Source organism: uncultured Allobosea sp., assembly GCF_945956895.1.
Taxonomy (GTDB): domain Bacteria; phylum Pseudomonadota; class Alphaproteobacteria; order Rhizobiales; family Beijerinckiaceae; genus Allobosea.
In genome coordinates, this window is the sequence record NZ_CAMFJF010000063.1 from 1 (window position 1) to 16036 (window position 16036).

Sequence of the window (16036 nt, forward strand, 5' to 3'; positions counted from 1 at the left end):
CATGCCGACCGAACTGCTCTTCCGCCAGGATGCCTATCTCAAGGAAACGCCCGCGACGGTCGAAGCCGTGAACGAGCGCGGCGGCATCATCCTCGACCGCACCAATTTCTACGCGACCGGCGGCGGCCAGCCCGGTGATGCCGGGCATCTGCGCCGTACCGACGGCAGCCTGGTCACGATCGCCACTACGATCTACGATCCCGAGGACAAGAGCCGGGTCATTCATGTCCCCGCCGAAGGACAGGCCCTGCCGGCACCGGGCGAGGCGGTTACCGCGGTGCTCGACTGGGAGCGCCGCTTCAAGCGCATGCGCATTCACACGGCGTTGCATCTGCTCAGCGTCGTGCTGGCCTTCCCCGTCACCGGCGGCTCGATCGGCGATGGCGACGGACGGCTCGATTTCGACATCCCGGAAGGCGGGCTCGACAAGGCCGAAATCTCCGAGAAGCTCAACGCGCTGGTCGCCCGCAACGCCGACGTCACCGAGCGCTGGATCACCGACGAGGAGCTCGACGCCAATCCGGGCCTGGTCAAGACGATGTCGGTGAAGCCGCCGCGCGGCTCGGGCCGCGTCCGGCTTGTCGCCATCGGCGATATCGACCTGCAGCCCTGCGGCGGCACCCATGTCCGCAACACCGCCGAGATTGGCGCGGTCGCGGTCACCGATATCGAGAAGAAGGGCAAGCAGAACCGGCGCGTCCGGATCGCGCTCGCCTGAGATTGGTTTTCAATGGAACCTCGCCGTCATTCCGGACAAGCGGCGAAGCCGCGCCGATCCGGAATCCATCGACGGGCGCCACGCTTTATGATGGATTCCGGGACAAGACCGGAATGACGGCGCGGTTCCGGTGATCAGACAAGATTTGCCCAGAGGATACGCCTATGGCCCGTGAAGATGTCTTCGTTTCGACCGAGTGGCTGGCCGAGCGCCTGAACGCGCCGGACATCGTCGTGGTCGATGCCTCCTGGTACCTGCCGGCGCAGAAGCGCGACGGAGCGGCCGAATATGCCGCGCGCCGCATTCCGGGCGCCGTCCATTTCGACATCGACAAGATCAAGGACACCCGCTCGTCCCTGCCCCATATGCTGCCCTCGGCGCCTGAATTCGCGGCCGCGGTCGGCGCGCTCGGCATCGGCGACGGCATGCGCATCGTCGTCTATGACGGGCTCGGCTTCTTTTCGGCGCCGCGCGTGCGCTGGACCTTCAAGGTGTTCGGCGCGCGCGATGTCGTCATCCTCGATGGCGGCTTGCCGAAATGGCTCGCAGAAGGCCGCCCCGTCGAGGAAGACAACCCAAAGACACGCCAGCCCCGCAGCTTCACCGCAAGGCTCGACAACGGGGCCGTGGCCAACGCAGACGATGTGGCGCGCGCCACCGCCTCGCAGGCGATTCAGGTCGTCGATGCACGCGCCGCCGACCGCTTCCGCGGCGAGGCGGCCGAGCCGCGGCCGGGCCTGGCCTCCGGTCATATCCCCGGCTCGCTCAACCTGCCGTCGTCGCAGCTGACCACCGATGGCCGGCTGAAATCCCCGGAGGAGATCGTCGCGCTGTTCCGGGATGCCGGCGTCGATCTCGACAGGCCCTCGATCATGACCTGCGGTTCGGGCGTCTCGGCCGTGATCCTGTCGACGGCGCTGGAAGCCGTCGGCAAGCCGGCCAAGGCGATCTATGATGGCTCCTGGTCCGAATGGGGCATGGGCGAGCGGCCTGTCGCGACAGGCCCGGCGAAACAGGCCTGAGCGGGAGACGGCCATGAGCCACGATCATTCCCACGATCACGATCACAGCCATGACGGCGAACCGCGCTGGAAGCATGACGGAGTACGCGTCATCTCCGGCGACAAGCTCGATCCCAATACGGCGCAGACTCCGGGCATGTTCCGGCAGGCGGCGATCAACCATGCCCGCGTTGGCGCGCAGAAGATCTGGGCCGGCACGGTCGCGATCGAACCCAACGCCAAGACCGGCGTGCATCATCACGGCGAACTCGAAAGCGTGATCTATGTGGTGAGCGGCAAGGCCCGGATGCGTTGGGGCGAGCGGCTGGAATTCGTCGCCGAGGCGGGGCCGGGCGACTTCATCTATGTGCCGCCCTTCGTGCCGCATCAGGAGATCAACGCCGATCCCGACAACCCGCTGCAATGCGTGCTGGTGCGCTCCGACAACGAGGCGGTCGTGGTCAACATCACCGATGTCGACCCGGTCGAGAAGCCGGAAGAGGTCTACTGGGTCGACCCGATCCACAAGCACCCGCACGGGTAAGCAACGGCCTCCGGTATGCCGCTCCTTGACTCGCCGATCAGGCACTGCGAGCATCGTTATATTCATCTGGATACAGCGATATTGGCAGCGAGGAACAACATGTTGAAGCGCCGCACCCTGCTGGGCATGGGCCTGGCTCTTGCCGTGAGTTTCGCCCCCGCCTTCGACGCCGCGCAGGCACAGACGAAGGACCTCGTGATCTTCGCCGCCGCCAGCATGAAGAACGCGCTGGACGAGGCCGCCGCCAACTGGGTCAAGGAGAGCGGCAAGCCGGCGCCCAAGATCTCCTATGCCGCCAGCAACACGCTGGCGAAACAGCTCGAGAACGGCGCCCCGGCCGATCTCTTCGTCTCGGCCGATCTCGACTGGATGGACTACGCAGCGAGCAAGAACCTGATCAGGCCGGACACCCGGGTCAGCCTGCTCGCCAACCGCATCGTGCTGGTTGCCGGCAAGGATTCGACCGCCAAGCTCGATCTCAAGCCCGGCGCCGATGTCGCGGGCGCCGTTGGCACCGGCCGCCTCGCCATGGGCAATGTCGATTCCGTCCCGGCCGGCAAATACGGCAAGGCCGCGCTGGAGAAGCTCGGCGCCTGGGACAAGGTGAAGGACAAGATCGCGCAGGCCGACAATGTCCGCGCCGCGCTGCTCCTGGTCTCGCGCGGCGAGGCCCCGCTCGGCATCGTCTACGCGACCGACGCCGCGGCCGACCGCCAAGTCAAGGTTGTCGCGACCTTCCCCGAGGATTCGCACCCGCCGATCGTCTATCCCGTCGCCGTCACCAAGGATTCGGCCAACCCCGACGCGCAGGCCTTCCTGACCTATCTGCGCAGCCCCGCGGCCCGGCCCGTCTTCGAGAAGCAGGGCTTCACGGTGCTCAACAAGGCCGCCAGTTCATCGTGACCGCCGCTTCGTGACCGACTGGCTTACGCTATCGCCTGAAGAATGGACGGCGGTGAGGCTCAGCCTCATCGTCGCCACGACCGCCATGCTCGCAAGCCTCCCGCTGGGGCTTGGCGTTGGGTTGCTGCTGGCGCGTGGGCGCTTCTGGGGCAAGTCCCTGCTCGACGCGATCGTCCATATGCCACTGATCCTGCCGCCGGTGGTGACGGGCTATCTGCTGCTCGTCGGCTTCGGCCGGCGCGGGCCGATCGGCGAATTCCTCTATGACTGGTTCGGGATCGTGCTGTCCTTCCGCTGGACCGGCGCGGCGCTCGCCTGCGCCGTGATGGGCTTCCCGCTGATGGTGCGCGCCATCCGCCTCTCGATCGAAGCGGTCGACCGCAAGCTCGAATCCGCCGCCGGCACATTGGGCGCGAGCCCGATCTGGGTCTTCCTCGTCGTCACCTTGCCGCTCTGCCTGCCCGGCATCATCGCCGGCATGATCCTGTGCTTCGCCAAGGCGATGGGCGAATTCGGCGCGACGATTACCTTCGTCTCCAATATCCCCGGCGAGACGCAGACGCTGCCCACTGCGATCTACACCTTCACCCAGGTGCCCGGCGGCGATGCCGGCGCGATGCGGCTCACCCTGATCTCGATCGCGATCTCGGTCGCCGCGCTCTTCCTCTCCGAACTGATGGCGCGCATCGTCGGCCGGCGGATCGACGTCGAATGACTGATGTTCTCGACATCGCCGTCCGCCACGAGCTCGGCGACTTCACCCTCGACGCCTCCTTCACCTCCGACGGGCGCCTGACGGCGCTGTTCGGCAGCTCGGGCTCGGGCAAGACCTCGCTGATCAATGTCATCGGCGGTTTGATCCGCCCCGATTCCGGCCATGTCCGCGTCGATGGCGAGACGCTGGTCGATACCGCGCGCGGCATTGTCCTGCCGAAGCATCGCCGCCGCATCGGCTATGTCTTCCAGGAAGCGCGGCTGTTTCCGCATCTCACGGTGCGGCAGAACCTTCTGTTCGGGCACTGGTTCGTGCCGCGCGCACAGCGCAAGCCGGCCGAGCTCGACAAGGTGCTGGAGCTGCTCGGCATCGGCCATCTGCTGCGGCGCCGCCCCGGCTCTCTCTCCGGCGGCGAGAAGCAGCGCGTCGCCATCGGCCGCGCCCTGCTGGCGCAGCCGCGCCTCCTCCTGATGGACGAGCCGCTGGCGGCGCTCGACGAAGCCCGCAAGGCCGAGATCCTGCCGCATATCGAGCGCCTGCGCGACGAGGCCGGCATTCCCATCGTCTATGTCTCGCATGCGCTGGCGGAGGTCGCGCGCCTCGCCACCACCGTCGTCATGGTCGAGAACGGGCGCGTCGCGGCCTGCGGACCGACTGCGGAGATCCTCTCCCGTCCCGATCTGGCGGCGCGCCCCGGTGCGCCGGAGGCGAGCACGCTGCTATCGGCCGAGGTTGTGGGCTTCGAGGAAGCCTTTGGTCTGGCGCGGCTCACGACGCCGGCCGGACCGCTGACGATCGCGCGCGGTGCGCTGCGGCAGGGCCAGAGGATCAAGATCCGCATCCTGGCGAGCGACGTCATGCTCAGCCTCGGCCAGCCGACCGGGATCAGCGCGCTCAACGTGCTGCCGGGCACGGTCTCCGAAATCGGCGAGCGCAGCGGCGCCGGCGGCAGCACCGTGCATCTGCTCATTGCTTGCGGCGAGGCGAAACTGGCGGCACGCCTGACGGCGAAATCCGTCGCCTTGCTCGGCCTGGCGCCCGGCAAGCCGGTTCATGCGGTGATCAAGAGCGTCTCGGTCGAGATGCCCTGAAAACCGATTTGCCCTTTGAGCCCTCATCCTGAGGAGCCGCGCAGCGGCGTCTCGAAGGATGTTTCAAGAGGCTCAGGAACCATCTGGAGCATCCTTCGAGACGCAAGCCTCCGGCTTGCTCCTCAGGATGAGGGCTTGAGGTCGCAGCCTGCACGGCCATTCGACAGCCCCGCAAAACTCATGCAACCAACCTTGACCTTCCCATGATGGGAAACCTTATATCGCCTGTCATCACCATGAAGGAGACGGCGATGACGGTCATCGACAGGAGCAGGAACGACCTCGAAACCCTCGATCTGGGCGTCGAGGGCATGACCTGCGCGAGCTGCGTCGCCCATGTCGAGCGCGCCATCGCCGCGGTGCCGGGCGTCGATGCGGTCTCGGTCAATCTCGCGACCGAGCGGGCTCACATCAGCTTCGCCAAACACGGCACCGACCTGAAGCAGGTCGAAGTGGCGGTTCGTCAGAGCGGCTACACCCCGGTCGAGAACACGATCGAATTGTCGGTCTCGGGCATGACCTGCGCCTCCTGCGTCGGCCATGTCGAGAAGGCCCTGCGCGCCGTGCCGGGCGTGGTCGAGGCCACCGTGAACCTCGCGACCGAGCGCGCCAGCGTGAAGACGCTCGCCGGCGACGAGATCATTCCCACCCTGACGAAGGCCGTGGCCGGCGCCGGCTATGAGGCGAGCCCGATCGTCGCGGCCGATGGCGATGCCGACACACGCCGGCAGGCTGCCAAGGACGAGGAACAGGGCAAGCTGCTGCGCTCGGTCATCATTGCCGGCCTGCTCACGCTGCCGCTGCTCGTCGTCGAGATGGGCAGCCATATGGTCCCTGCCCTGCACCACTGGCTCGCCGGGACCTTCGGCGAGTGGAATGTGCGCGTCTTCTCCTTCGTGCTGGCGACGATCGTCCAGTTCGGACCGGGCCTCGTCTTCCTGCGCAAGGGTTTCCCGGCGCTGCTGCGGCTGGCGCCCGACATGAACTCGCTGGTCATGCTCGGCACCGGCGCGGCCTATCTTTATTCCAGCGTCGCGACCTTCCTGCCGGACCTGCTGCCGGCAGGCACCGAGGGCACCTATTTCGAATCCGGCGCCGTGATCGTCACGCTGATCCTGCTCGGCCGCTGGTTCGAGACGCGCGCCAAGGGCCGGACGGGCGCCGCCATCCGCAGCCTGATCGCGCTCCAGCCCAAGACCGCCCGCGTGCTGCGCGACGGCGCCGAGAGCGACATCGCCGTCGACAGCGTGCGCCCCGGCGACATCGTCATCCTCAGGCCGGGCGAGCGCGTCCCGGTTGATGGCGAGGTCACGGACGGCAGCTCCTTCGTCGATGAATCGATGATCACCGGCGAGCCCGCCCCCGCCCGCAAGGAAGCCGGCAGCACCGTCACCGGCGGCACGGTCAACGGCTCGGGCGCGCTGCGCTTCACCGCGCAGAAGGTCGGCTCCGACACGCTGCTCGCCCAGATCGTGCGGACCGTGCAGGCCGCGCAAGGCGCCAAACTGCCGATCCAGGCAATGGTCGACCGTGTCACACTCTGGTTCGTGCCGGTCGTGATCGGGCTGGCGCTCCTGACCTTCGCCGTCTGGCTGACATTCGGCCCGAGCCCGGCCCTGTCGCATGCGCTGGTCAATGCCGTGGCGCTGCTGATCATCGCCTGCCCCTGCGCCATGGGCCTGGCCACCCCAACCTCGATCATGGTCGGCACTGGCCGGGGCGCCGAGTTCGGCATCCTGTTCCGCCAGGGCGACGCCTTGCAGGCGCTCAAGGATGTGCAGATCGTCGCGCTCGACAAGACGGGCACGCTGACCAAGGGCAAGCCGGAACTCACCGATATCGAGCCGGCCGCCTGCTTCGCGGCCGACGACGTGCTGCGCCTCGTCGGCTCGGTCGAGAACCGCTCGGAGCATCCGCTGGCGCTGGCGCTGGTCGCGGCCGCCAAGGCTCGTAATCTCGTCATCGCCGAGCCGACGGATTTCACCAGCGACCCCGGCCGTGGTGTCACCGCGACGGTCGAGGGCCGCAAGGTCGCGATTGGTGGCCACCGGCTGATGGAAGACGCTGGTCTCGACATCGCTCCCTTCGCCGCCCGTGCCAAGGCGCTGGCGGAAGCCGGCAAGACGCCGCTTTATGCCGCGCTCGACGGCCAAATCGCCGCCGTCATCGCTGTCGCCGATGCCGTGAAGGAGACCACGCCCGCGGCCATCGCCGCCCTGCACAAGCTCGGCCTCAAGGTCGCGATGGTGACCGGCGACGACCGGCGCACGGCGGAAGCGGTCGCGCGCGGCCTCGGCATCGACGAGGTCTGGGCCGAGGTGTTGCCGACCGACAAGGCCGAGGTGGTCAAGCGCCTGCAGGGCCGCGGCGCCAAGGTCGCCTTCGTTGGCGACGGCATCAACGACGCTCCGGCGCTGGCCCAGGCCGATGTCGGTATCGCCATCGGCACCGGCACGGATATCGCGATCGAAAGCGCCGATGTCGTGTTGATGTCGGGCGACGTGATGGGCGTGCCCCGTGCGATCGCGCTGTCGCAGGCGGTGATCGCCAATATCCGCCAGAATCTTGCCTGGGCCTTCGGCTATAACGCCCTGCTGATCCCGGTCGCGGCCGGCGTGCTCTATCCGGCCTTCGGCATCCTGCTCTCGCCGGTCTTCGCCGGGCTCGCCATGGCGCTGTCGAGCGTCAGCGTGGTCAGCAATGCGCTGCGGTTGAAGCGTTTTCAGGTTCCGGCTTCGCACGGACAGGAGGTCTGAAATGAATATCGGCGAAGCCGCGACCCGCTCCGGCGTGAGCGCCAAGATGATCCGCTACTACGAGAGCATCGGCCTGATCACCCCGCCGGCCCGCACGGCCGCGCAATACCGGGTCTATGCCGCCGACGACGTGCATACGCTGCGCTTCGTGCGTCGTTCTCGCGATCTCGGCTTCTCGTTGGAGGAGACGCGCGAATTGCTCGCGCTCTGGCGCGACAAGAGCCGGGCCAGCGCCGATGTGAAGAACCTCGCCATGGCGCATGTACGCGAGCTCGAGGAAAAGGCGGCCGAACTCAAGGCGATGGCCGATACGCTGCGGCATCTGGCGACGCATTGCCATGGCGACCACCGGCCGGATTGCCCGATCCTCGCCGACTTCGCAGCCACCACGCCGACGCAAGGCAAAGCCTGAGACGCTGCTCCGCCATGCGCTGAATCTCTGGACGAGGCGGTGCGGGATTGCTCATATGCGCCTGCCCACCAGAGGCGGGTCCGGCCCGGCCGCATCGGCCCCGTCGGGGAATCCGCCTCTCAACGAAAGACGGGGAGCGCCCAGGCGTTCTCCAGGCGGAACGACAATGGACAATCGAAACGATCTCTGGCGGCATGTCGATGCGAACAAGGAGCGGCTGATCGCGCTCTCCGACCGGGTCTGGGGCATGCCGGAGGTGTGCTACACCGAGAAGCGCTCTGTCGCCGAGCATATCGCCGAATTGAAGCACCAGGGCTTCAAGATCACCGAGAATGTCGCCGATATCCCGACCGCTGTGATCGGCGAGGCCGGCGAAGGCGGCCCGGTCATCGCCTTCCTCGGTGAGTACGACGCTTTGCCCGGCCTCTCGCAGGAAGCCGGCGCCTCCGAGCACAAGGAGATCGAGACCGGCGGGCACGGCCATGGCTGCGGCCATAACCTGCTCGGCTCCGCCGCGATGCTCGCCGCCGTCGCGATGAAGGACTGGCTCGCCGAGAACAAGATCCCCGGTCGCGTGCGCTATTATGGCTGCCCGGCCGAGGAAGGCGGCGCTGCCAAGGCCTTCATGGTCCGCGCCGGCGCCTTCGACGATGCCGATGTCGCGATCTCGTGGCACCCGTCGAGCTTCTGGGAGGTCGCTCCGGCACTGGCGCTGGCCAATACCCGCGCCGATTTCGTCTTCACCGGCCGTGCCTCGCATGCGGCGGCTGCGCCGCATCTCGGCCGCTCGGCGCTCGACGCCGTCGAACTGATGAATGTCGGCGTCAACTACATGCGCGAGCACATGCCCTCCGACGCGCGCGTGCATTACGCGCTGCTCGACACCGGCGGTATCGCCCCGAACGTCGTCCAGGCCCATGCGCGCGTCCGTTATTCGATCCGCGCCCGTGACCTGCGTGGCATGCTGGAGCTCGTCCAGCGCGTGAAGAAGATCGCCGAAGGCGCCGCGCTGATGACGGAAACCAAGATGGAGATGCGCATCGTCAGCGCCGTCTCCGATCTCGTCGCCAACACGCCGCTCGAAGAGGCCCTGCACAAGGTGATGGCCGAACTCGGCGCGCCGCATTTCGACGATGCCGACAAGGCCTATGCCGAGAAGATCCGCGGCACGCTCTCCCCGCAGGAGATCGCCTCGATCTGGCGCACCATCGGCATGCCCGATACCGGCGCGCCGCTCGCCGACTTCCTCGTGCCGCGCGACGCCAAGCGCAACCCGGCGATCGGCTCGACCGATATCGGCGACGTCAGCTGGGCGGTGCCGACCGTGCAGGCCCATGCGCCGACCGTCGCGATGGGCACGCCGTTCCACACCTGGCAGGTGGTGGCGCAGGGCAAGTCTCCGGCCGCGCACAAGGCAATGGTCCATGTCGCCAAGGCGATGGCCGCGACCGGCGCTGCCGTGCTGAGCGATCCGGCCCTGATGGCTGCCGCCAAGGCCGACCATAAGGCCCGCCTCGGCAAGGAAGGCTACACCTCGCCGTTGCCGCCCGAAGTGAAGCCGCCGCTGACGATGTCGCTGGGTTGATTTTCAGCCCTGGCATAGTCCAGAAAACACGGGTCATCCCGGACGAAGCGTAGCGGAGATCCGGGATCCATGCCTGAACCTTCTTCGGAAGCGTTCCGGAATGGATCCCGGGTCTCCCTGCGGTCGCCCGGGATGACTTCTTTTTGTTGAGGCTCGGGTGTTATCGCCCGATTGAACGAACACATATGATCCGGGAGAATGAGCCTCTGCCGCCAGCCGGCAGAATCGGCAGCCGGAGCCAGCATGGATCGCGCAGAGGAATCGGAAGACAGGCTCGGCCGGCATCACCGCACGGCCAGCGGCCAGGCCGATTCCGCGATCCCTGAGCCCGTCGACCTCGCCGGCTACGTGCTGGACGAGCAGTTCGGCTTCCTGTTGCGGCAGATGCAGCAGCGCTATGTCGCGATGTTCCTGGAGATGATGGGCGAGGACGGGCCGACGCCGCCGCAATTCGCGGTGCTCTGCCGGCTCGCAGTCGACGGGCGGATATCCCAGAACCAGCTCGGCCGCATGACGGCGATGGACCCGGCCACGATCCGGGGCGTGGTGACGCGGCTGGCCGAGCGCGGGCTGGTCGAGCGCCTGCACGATCCCGACGACAAGCGCCGCGTGCTGGTGCAACTCGGCCAGCGCGGCCGCGAGCTGCTACCTGATTATGTCGAGCGTGCCAAGGCGATCACCATCGCGGCGTTGAATCCGATGGCCGGGCCTGAGATCGAACCGTTGCTCGACGTGATGCGGCGCCTGCTCTCGGGCTTCAGACCGCCAGATACTGGCTCCGCGCCGCCTCGTCGGCCTTGAGCGCAGCCATTGTATCGTCGAAGCGGATCAGCCCCTTCTCGATGATGACGGCGCGGTCGGCGATGCTGCCGGCGAAATGCAGGTTCTGTTCGGAGAGCAGCACAGACAGCCCCTCGCCCTTCAGCACGCGGATGGTCTGCGCCATCGCCTCGACGATGACCGGCGCGAGCCCTTCGGACGGCTCGTCGAGCAGCAGCAGTCGCGGATTGCCCATCAAGGTGCGGGCGATGGTCAGCATCTGCTGCTCGCCGCCGGACATCGCGCCGCCCGGCCGGTCGCGCATGCGCCCGAGATTGGGGAAGAGATCGAACAGCCGCTCCGGCGTCCAATGAGGCGCGCCCGCTCGTGGCGGCTGGCGGCCGACCTCGAGATTGTCCATCACCGTCAGTTCTGAGAAGACGCGCCGATCCTCCGGGACATAGCCGATGCCGAGCCTCGCGATGGCGAAGGGCTCGCGGCCGGCGATCTCCTTAGCCTCGAAGCGGATCGAGCCTTGCGGCTCAGGCACCAGCCCCATCACCGTCTTCATGGTCGTCGACTTGCCGGCGCCGTTGCGGCCCATCAGCGCGGCGACCTCGCCGGCCCCGACCGAAAAGCCGACGCCGTGCAGGATCTTGGCGCGGCCATACCAAGCCTCGATGCCGGAGAGTTCGAGGAGCGCCGCCATCAATGCCCTCCCGAGGTCGCGCCGGAGCCGAGATAGACCGCGCGCACCTGCGGGTCGTTGCGCACCTCGGCGCTGGTCCCGGCCGCGATCAACCGGCCACGGTCGAGCACCAGCACGCGGTCGGCATGAGCGAAGACGACATCCATGTCGTGCTCGGTGAAGAGCACGGCGATGCCGCGCTGCCTGGCGATGCGGGCCGTCAATGCCATCAGGGCGATGCGCTCCTGCGGCGCCATGCCGGCGGTGGGCTCGTCCATCAGCAGGAGCTTCGGCGCATTGGCGAGCGCAATGGCGAGCTCGACGCGCTTCAGGTCGCCATAGGCGAGCACGCCGCAGGCGCGCTCCGCCTGCCCGGTCATGCCGACCTGAGCAAGCAGCGCATCGGCCGCCTCGCGATGACGTTCACCCGCGCGGCCGAACAGGCGCCAGTTCTCTCCTTCATGCGAGATCAGCGCCATCTGGACGTTCTCGCGCATGGTCATCGAGGCGAAGGTCGCAGTGATCTGGAAGGTCCGGCCGACGCCGAGGCGCCAGATTTTGCGCGGCTCAAGCCCGGTGATCGGCTTGCCCGCAAGAAACACCTCGCCGCGATCGGGCTTGAGCTGCCCGTTCAGCATGTTGAAGCAGGTCGTCTTGCCGGCGCCGTTCGGGCCGATCAGTGCGACCAGCTTTCCGGCCTCGACCGCGAAGGAGACGCCATCGACCGCCTTCACGCCGCCGAAGGATTTGGCGAGGTCGCGGGCTTCCAGCATGGGGGGCATGGACGCGCTCATGCCGTTGCCGTCGCTTGCGCGGCGCTCTCGCGCCGGGCGCGCCAGAACAGCCAGGTTCCGACGAGCCCGCGCGGGAACAGCACGACCAGCAGCACGATCGACAAGCCAAGCACGAAGCGCCAATAGCCGGTCAGCTTCATCAACTGCTCGCTAAGGCCCATATAGGCGAAGGCGCCGACGATAGGCCCGGCCACGGTCTGCACGCCGCCGAGCAGCACCATCAGCAAAGCGTCGACCGAGCGCGGGATCGCCATATAGGTCGGGAAGACCGAGCCCTTCGAGAAGGCGAAGAGCCCGCCGGCGATGCCGGCCGCAATTGCCGCGATGGTGAAGGCAGCCCATTGCAGGCGCCCGACATCGAGCCCGATCGCCTCGGCCCGCAACGGGCTGTCGCGGCCGGCCCGCAGGGCATAGCCGAAGGGCGCGAAGATGATGATGCGCAGTGCCACGATCACCAGCACGGCGATCGCGAGCGCGAGATAATAGAACACCGTCTTGGGCACCGCCCAGGCCGAGGGCCAGACGCCGAGGATGCCGTTATCGCCACCGGTCAGGTCGACCCATTGGAAGGCCGTCGCCCAGGCGATCTGGGCGAAGGCCAGCGTCAGCATGGCCAGATAAACACCCGAGAGCCGGACGCAGAACCAGCCGAAGATCGCCCCCGCGACGCCGGCCATCAATGGCGCCAGCATGAGCGCCTCCTCCATCGGGCTGCCCAGCCATTTCACCGCCAGCGCCGCACCATAGGCGCCGAGGCCGAAATAGGCGGCATGGCCGAAGGAGGTGATGCCGCCCGGCCCCATCAGCAGGTGCAGCGAGGCGGCGAAAACCGCGAAGATGACGAGGTCGGTCAGGGTCAGGACGAGATGATCCGGCACGACCAAGGGCGCCAGCGCCAGCAAGCCGAGCGCCACGATACCGAACAGCTTCGCCGCGCGATCGGCCGGGCGCAGCAGGAAGAGCTGGCCGGCATGGCCGCGCGGTTCGACGCCGGCCTTGCCGAGCAGGCCATGCGGCCGGACGATCAGCACCGCCGCCATCACTAGGAAAACCAGCACCAGCGTGATCTTGGGCAGGATCAGGATGCCGAAAGCGTGGAGCACGCCGATCAGCACGGCGGCGAGATAGGCGCCCGTCACGCTGCCGAGCCCGCCGACCACCACGACCACGAAGGCCTCGGCGATCATCGACAGGTCCATGTGGAGGTTGATTGCCTCGCGCGGGAGCTGGAGCGCGCCGCCGAGCCCTGCCAAAGCCGCGCCGAAAGCGAAGACCGAGGTGAAGAGCAGGCGCTGGTTGACGCCGAGCGCGCTGACCATCTCGCGATCCTGCGTTGCCGCCCGGATCAGTACGCCCCAGCGCGTCCGGTGGAACAAGAGCCAGATCAGGCCGAGCACGACGGGCCCGACCGCGATCAGGAAGAGCTCGTAGCTCGGGAAACGGTTGTCGAACAGGATGACGAAGCTGCGGAAGCCCGGCGCACGCGGGCCGAGCTTGTCCTCCGGCCCCCAGGTCGCCAGCGCGATATCCTGCAGCATCAGCACGACGCCGAAGGTCGCGAGCAGCTGGAACAGCTCCGGCGCCTGATAGATCCGCCGGAGGATCAGGACCTCGACGAGCACGCCGGCGAGGCTGGTCAGCAGCACGGCGATGATTACGCCGCCCCAGAAGCCAAGCGGATCAGCCGGCCCGAGCCAGGTCACCAGCGTGAAGGCGAGGTAGCCGCCCAGCATGTAGAGCGAGCCATGGGCGAAGTTCACGATGCGTGTGACGCCGAAGATGATCGACAGCCCGCACGCCACCAGGAATAGCGACGACGCCGAAGCCAGGCCATTCAGGGTCTGGGTGAGGACAAGATCAAGCATGTCGTCTCGGGAGAAGGCGCCTGCAATTGATCGGAGGATTGTCTGAGCCCTCATCCTGAGGAGCAAGCGGAGCTTGCGTCTCGAAGGATGTTCCAGATGGCCGTGGAGCCTCCTGGAGCATCCTTCGAGACGCCGCTGGCGCGGCTCCTCAGGATGAGGGCTGCGCTTTCCGGAGGAAGGCGGTGCGCGTCGCGCTCCGCCCCCGTCTCGGGCAGGTTCAACCCACGACCGGGCGCAGCTTGCGGACCTCGTCGTCGCTGGGCAGGTACTTGGCGCCGTCGCGATAGCTCCAGTCGACCATCACGCCCTTGCCATCCTTCAGCGCACTCTTTCCGATATAGGCGCCGAGCGTCGACTGGTGGTCGATCTTGCGGAACGCGATCGGGCCGAAGGCCGTGGTGAAGGTCAGCCCCTCGAAGGCATCGACCAGCTTCTCGTTGTCGGTGGAGCCCGCCTTCATGAGCGCAGCCGCGATGGCCTGCACCGTCTCGTAGCCGACGACCGAGCCCAGCCGCGGATAGTCGTTGTACTTCGCCTTGTAGGCGTCGCGGAACTTGACGTGCTCCGGGGTCTGAAGCTCGGCATGCGGATAGCCGGTGATGATCCAGCCTTCCGGCGTCTCGGCGCCGAGCGTGTCGAGATATTCCGGCTCGCCGGTCAGCATCGAGACGACCTGGCGCCCCTCGAACAGGCCGCGCGTGTTGCCGGCGCGGACGAAGTTGGCGAGGTCGACCGCGAAGGTGACGTTGAAGATCGCCTCGGGCTTGGCCGCCTCCAGCGCCTGGACGGTCGCGCCGGCATCGATGCGGCCGAGCGCCGGGAACTGCTCGGCGACGAAGGTCACGTCGGGGCGCGCCTTCAGGAGCAGTTCCTTGAACCATTTCACCGCCGACTGGCCGTATTCGTAGTTCGGCGCGACGATCGCCCATTTCCTGGCCGGGAGCTTCGCCGCTTCCTCGACCAGCATGGCGGCTTGCATGTAGGTCGAGGGCCGCAGGCGGAAGGTGTAGCGGTTGCCCTTCGACCAGACGAGCGCGTCGGCCAACGGCTCGGAGGCGACATAGAGCCGCTTGTTCTGGTTGGCATAGTCGGCGAGCGCCAGCCCGACATTGGAGAGGAAGCCGCCGGCAATGACGTCGACCTTCTCGGCGGTCGCGAGATCGGCGGCGTGGCGCACCGCGTCCTCCGGCTTGCCGGCATCGTCGCGGAAGACGGTCTCGAGCTTGCGGCCGAGCACGCCGCCGGCCGCGTTGATCTGCTCCTGCGCCAGTTCCCATGCCTGCCGATAGGGTTTCAGGAAGGCGGGCTGGGCGGTATAGGAGTTGATCTCGCCGATGCGGATCGGCCCCGCGCCCTGGGCGCGCACCAGTTGGGGAACGCCGAGGGCAAGCGTACCCGCGACGAAACTGCGACGATCGATCTTCATCGGGTAAGCCCTTCGCCTCGCTGCGGCTGCAATCCGCGCCGATACCGCTCGCACCGGCTTCGGTGGAGCGAATTTCATATGTATGCATATGAATGGTCAGATCGCCCCGCTTGTCAATCTGCCTTTCTTGCAATGCAGCAGATAGGCAGGCGACTGTCCCTGGCTCACCCAATTTCAAGTGGGCACACGGCAAGCCATTGATTCAAAACGTGAAAACATCCGCTCAAAAATAAGTCAGCGATGCTGCCCTTTTGGCCTTGCAGGCACGCCCTTGGCTTCCTATTTAGATTGCACCGCAGCAGAGATGTTGCGTCGCCCTCCTTGGGCGTTTCCTCCCTAGACTTGGGCTGCGCTTCCCGCGCGGCCCTTTTTTCTTGTCGGGACCTGGACGGCCTACCAGCGCCGGCCATACCCCCAGCCATAGCCGTAGCCCCAGGGCCCGCCGAAGGAAGCGTCGAAACGGTCGAAGCGACGGCGCCGCTCGGCCGCGCGATCGAGATCGAGTTGGAGCAGGCAATTCGAGAAGCCCTCGCCCGGAGCCCGGAAGCCGAAGGACCGGCAGCGCTCCTCGTCGAGGGCGCGGTATTCGGCCTCGGTCGTGACGCAGCCGCTCAATGCGAGAGCCAGCATCGCGCCGGCTGCAAGCCTGATGATCGTCATCCCGTTTCTCCTCTCGCGCTTCCCTCCGTCCTACGCATGGACGGCCTAGCAGTTCCCGAGCCTACTCTAGGTCACATACTCATAAACGGGATTCCCTGCGGCCCGGTGTTCTGCTTCAT

General features: G+C 67.1%; 15 protein-coding genes. 10 read left to right on the plus strand and 5 right to left on the minus strand.

All coding sequences use genetic code 11. The features are described 5' to 3' along the window. Nucleotide 1: 1 nt before the first annotated feature. From Q0Q02_RS20025 to Q0Q02_RS20070, 10 genes are all read left to right on the plus strand, one after another. Nucleotides 2–718: an alanyl-tRNA editing protein gene (locus Q0Q02_RS20025; protein ID WP_293812094.1), complete on the plus strand. Its 717-nt coding sequence runs from the start codon at nt 2–4 to the stop codon at nt 716–718. Between the two features lie 164 nt (nt 719–882). After that, nucleotides 883–1740, plus strand: coding sequence for a 3-mercaptopyruvate sulfurtransferase (sseA, locus tag Q0Q02_RS20030; protein ID WP_293812096.1), 858 nt, complete (start codon nt 883–885; stop codon nt 1738–1740). A gap of 13 nt (nt 1741–1753) precedes the next feature. After that, the gene (locus Q0Q02_RS20035; protein ID WP_293812098.1) at nt 1754–2263 is read left to right on the plus strand and encodes a cupin domain-containing protein; all 510 of its coding nucleotides are present in this window, start codon (nt 1754–1756) and stop codon (nt 2261–2263) included. Nucleotides 2264–2362: 99 nt separating this feature from the next. Continuing rightward, nucleotides 2363–3166 carry a molybdate ABC transporter substrate-binding protein gene (gene modA / locus Q0Q02_RS20040; RefSeq protein WP_293812099.1) on the plus strand — a complete coding sequence of 268 codons (804 nt, stop codon included), beginning with the start codon at nt 2363–2365 and terminating at the stop codon, nt 3164–3166. 10 nt (nt 3167–3176) lie between these two features. Beyond that, on the plus strand, nt 3177–3881 hold the full coding sequence (modB, locus tag Q0Q02_RS20045) for a molybdate ABC transporter permease subunit (protein ID WP_293812101.1): 705 nt from the start codon (nt 3177–3179) through the stop codon (nt 3879–3881). Further along, on the plus strand, nt 3878–4972 hold the full coding sequence (gene modC / locus Q0Q02_RS20050) for a molybdenum ABC transporter ATP-binding protein (protein ID WP_293812103.1): 1095 nt from the start codon (nt 3878–3880) through the stop codon (nt 4970–4972). Before modB ends, modC begins: the two co-directional genes overlap by 4 nt. Before the next feature lie 251 nt (nt 4973–5223). After that, a complete protein-coding gene (locus Q0Q02_RS20055; protein ID WP_293812105.1) occupies nt 5224–7728 on the plus strand; it encodes a heavy metal translocating P-type ATPase in 2505 nt (834 codons plus the stop codon). A 1-nt stretch (nt 7729) separates the two neighbouring features. After that, nucleotides 7730–8140 carry a Cu(I)-responsive transcriptional regulator gene (gene cueR, locus Q0Q02_RS20060; RefSeq protein ID WP_293812107.1) on the plus strand — a complete coding sequence of 137 codons (411 nt, stop codon included), beginning with the start codon at nt 7730–7732 and terminating at the stop codon, nt 8138–8140. 166 nt (nt 8141–8306) lie between these two features. Beyond that, nucleotides 8307–9725 (plus strand): M20 family metallopeptidase, encoded by a 1419-nt coding sequence (locus tag Q0Q02_RS20065; RefSeq protein WP_293812108.1) that lies wholly within the window; start codon nt 8307–8309, stop codon nt 9723–9725. A gap of 243 nt (nt 9726–9968) precedes the next feature. After that, nucleotides 9969–10526 carry a MarR family winged helix-turn-helix transcriptional regulator gene (locus Q0Q02_RS20070; RefSeq protein WP_293812109.1) on the plus strand — a complete coding sequence of 186 codons (558 nt, stop codon included), beginning with the start codon at nt 9969–9971 and terminating at the stop codon, nt 10524–10526. Here Q0Q02_RS20070 and Q0Q02_RS20075 read toward each other — a convergent pair. The 5 genes from Q0Q02_RS20075 to Q0Q02_RS20095 all read right to left on the minus strand — a co-directional run bounded on the left by Q0Q02_RS20075 (nt 10483) and on the right by Q0Q02_RS20095 (nt 15917). After that, a complete protein-coding gene (locus Q0Q02_RS20075) occupies nt 10483–11193 on the minus strand; it encodes an ABC transporter ATP-binding protein (protein ID WP_293812110.1) in 711 nt (236 codons plus the stop codon). The two genes, Q0Q02_RS20070 and Q0Q02_RS20075, sit on opposite strands and share 44 nt — an antisense overlap. Next, a complete protein-coding gene (locus Q0Q02_RS20080) occupies nt 11193–11966 on the minus strand; it encodes an ABC transporter ATP-binding protein (protein ID WP_293812112.1) in 774 nt (257 codons plus the stop codon). Before Q0Q02_RS20080 ends, Q0Q02_RS20075 begins: the two co-directional genes overlap by 1 nt. Beyond that, nucleotides 11963–13831, minus strand: a complete 1869-nt coding sequence (locus tag Q0Q02_RS20085; RefSeq protein ID WP_293812113.1) for an ABC transporter permease — start codon at nt 13829–13831, stop codon at nt 11963–11965. Before Q0Q02_RS20085 ends, Q0Q02_RS20080 begins: the two co-directional genes overlap by 4 nt. 217 nt (nt 13832–14048) lie before the next feature. Then, the gene (locus Q0Q02_RS20090) at nt 14049–15257 is read right to left on the minus strand and encodes an ABC transporter substrate-binding protein (protein WP_293812115.1); all 1209 of its coding nucleotides are present in this window, start codon (nt 15255–15257) and stop codon (nt 14049–14051) included. 393 nt (nt 15258–15650) lie between these two features. Then, nucleotides 15651–15917 carry a hypothetical protein gene (locus Q0Q02_RS20095; RefSeq protein WP_293812117.1) on the minus strand — a complete coding sequence of 89 codons (267 nt, stop codon included), beginning with the start codon at nt 15915–15917 and terminating at the stop codon, nt 15651–15653. Nucleotides 15918–16036 lie beyond the last annotated feature (119 nt).

Excerpts from the sequence above, each read along its gene's own strand:
- Q0Q02_RS20025 (WP_293812094.1), top strand. The coding sequence starts at position 2 with ATGCCGACCGAACTGCTCTTCCGCCAGGATGCCTATCTCAAGGAAACG.
- sseA (WP_293812096.1), top strand. The coding sequence starts at position 883 with ATGGCCCGTGAAGATGTCTTCGTTTCGACCGAGTGGCTGGCCGAGCGC.
- Q0Q02_RS20035 (WP_293812098.1), top strand. The coding sequence starts at position 1,754 with ATGAGCCACGATCATTCCCACGATCACGATCACAGCCATGACGGCGAA.
- modA (WP_293812099.1), top strand. The coding sequence starts at position 2,363 with ATGTTGAAGCGCCGCACCCTGCTGGGCATGGGCCTGGCTCTTGCCGTG.
- modC (WP_293812103.1), top strand. The coding sequence starts at position 3,878 with ATGACTGATGTTCTCGACATCGCCGTCCGCCACGAGCTCGGCGACTTC.
- Q0Q02_RS20055 (WP_293812105.1), top strand. The coding sequence starts at position 5,224 with ATGACGGTCATCGACAGGAGCAGGAACGACCTCGAAACCCTCGATCTG.
- cueR (WP_293812107.1), top strand. The coding sequence starts at position 7,730 with ATGAATATCGGCGAAGCCGCGACCCGCTCCGGCGTGAGCGCCAAGATG.
- Q0Q02_RS20065 (WP_293812108.1), top strand. The coding sequence starts at position 8,307 with ATGGACAATCGAAACGATCTCTGGCGGCATGTCGATGCGAACAAGGAG.
- Q0Q02_RS20070 (WP_293812109.1), top strand. The coding sequence starts at position 9,969 with ATGGATCGCGCAGAGGAATCGGAAGACAGGCTCGGCCGGCATCACCGC.
- Q0Q02_RS20075 (WP_293812110.1), bottom strand. The coding sequence starts at position 11,193 with ATGGCGGCGCTCCTCGAACTCTCCGGCATCGAGGCTTGGTATGGCCGC.
- Q0Q02_RS20080 (WP_293812112.1), bottom strand. The coding sequence starts at position 11,966 with ATGAGCGCGTCCATGCCCCCCATGCTGGAAGCCCGCGACCTCGCCAAA.
- Q0Q02_RS20085 (WP_293812113.1), bottom strand. The coding sequence starts at position 13,831 with ATGCTTGATCTTGTCCTCACCCAGACCCTGAATGGCCTGGCTTCGGCG.
- Q0Q02_RS20090 (WP_293812115.1), bottom strand. The coding sequence starts at position 15,257 with ATGAAGATCGATCGTCGCAGTTTCGTCGCGGGTACGCTTGCCCTCGGC.
- Q0Q02_RS20095 (WP_293812117.1), bottom strand. The coding sequence starts at position 15,917 with ATGACGATCATCAGGCTTGCAGCCGGCGCGATGCTGGCTCTCGCATTG.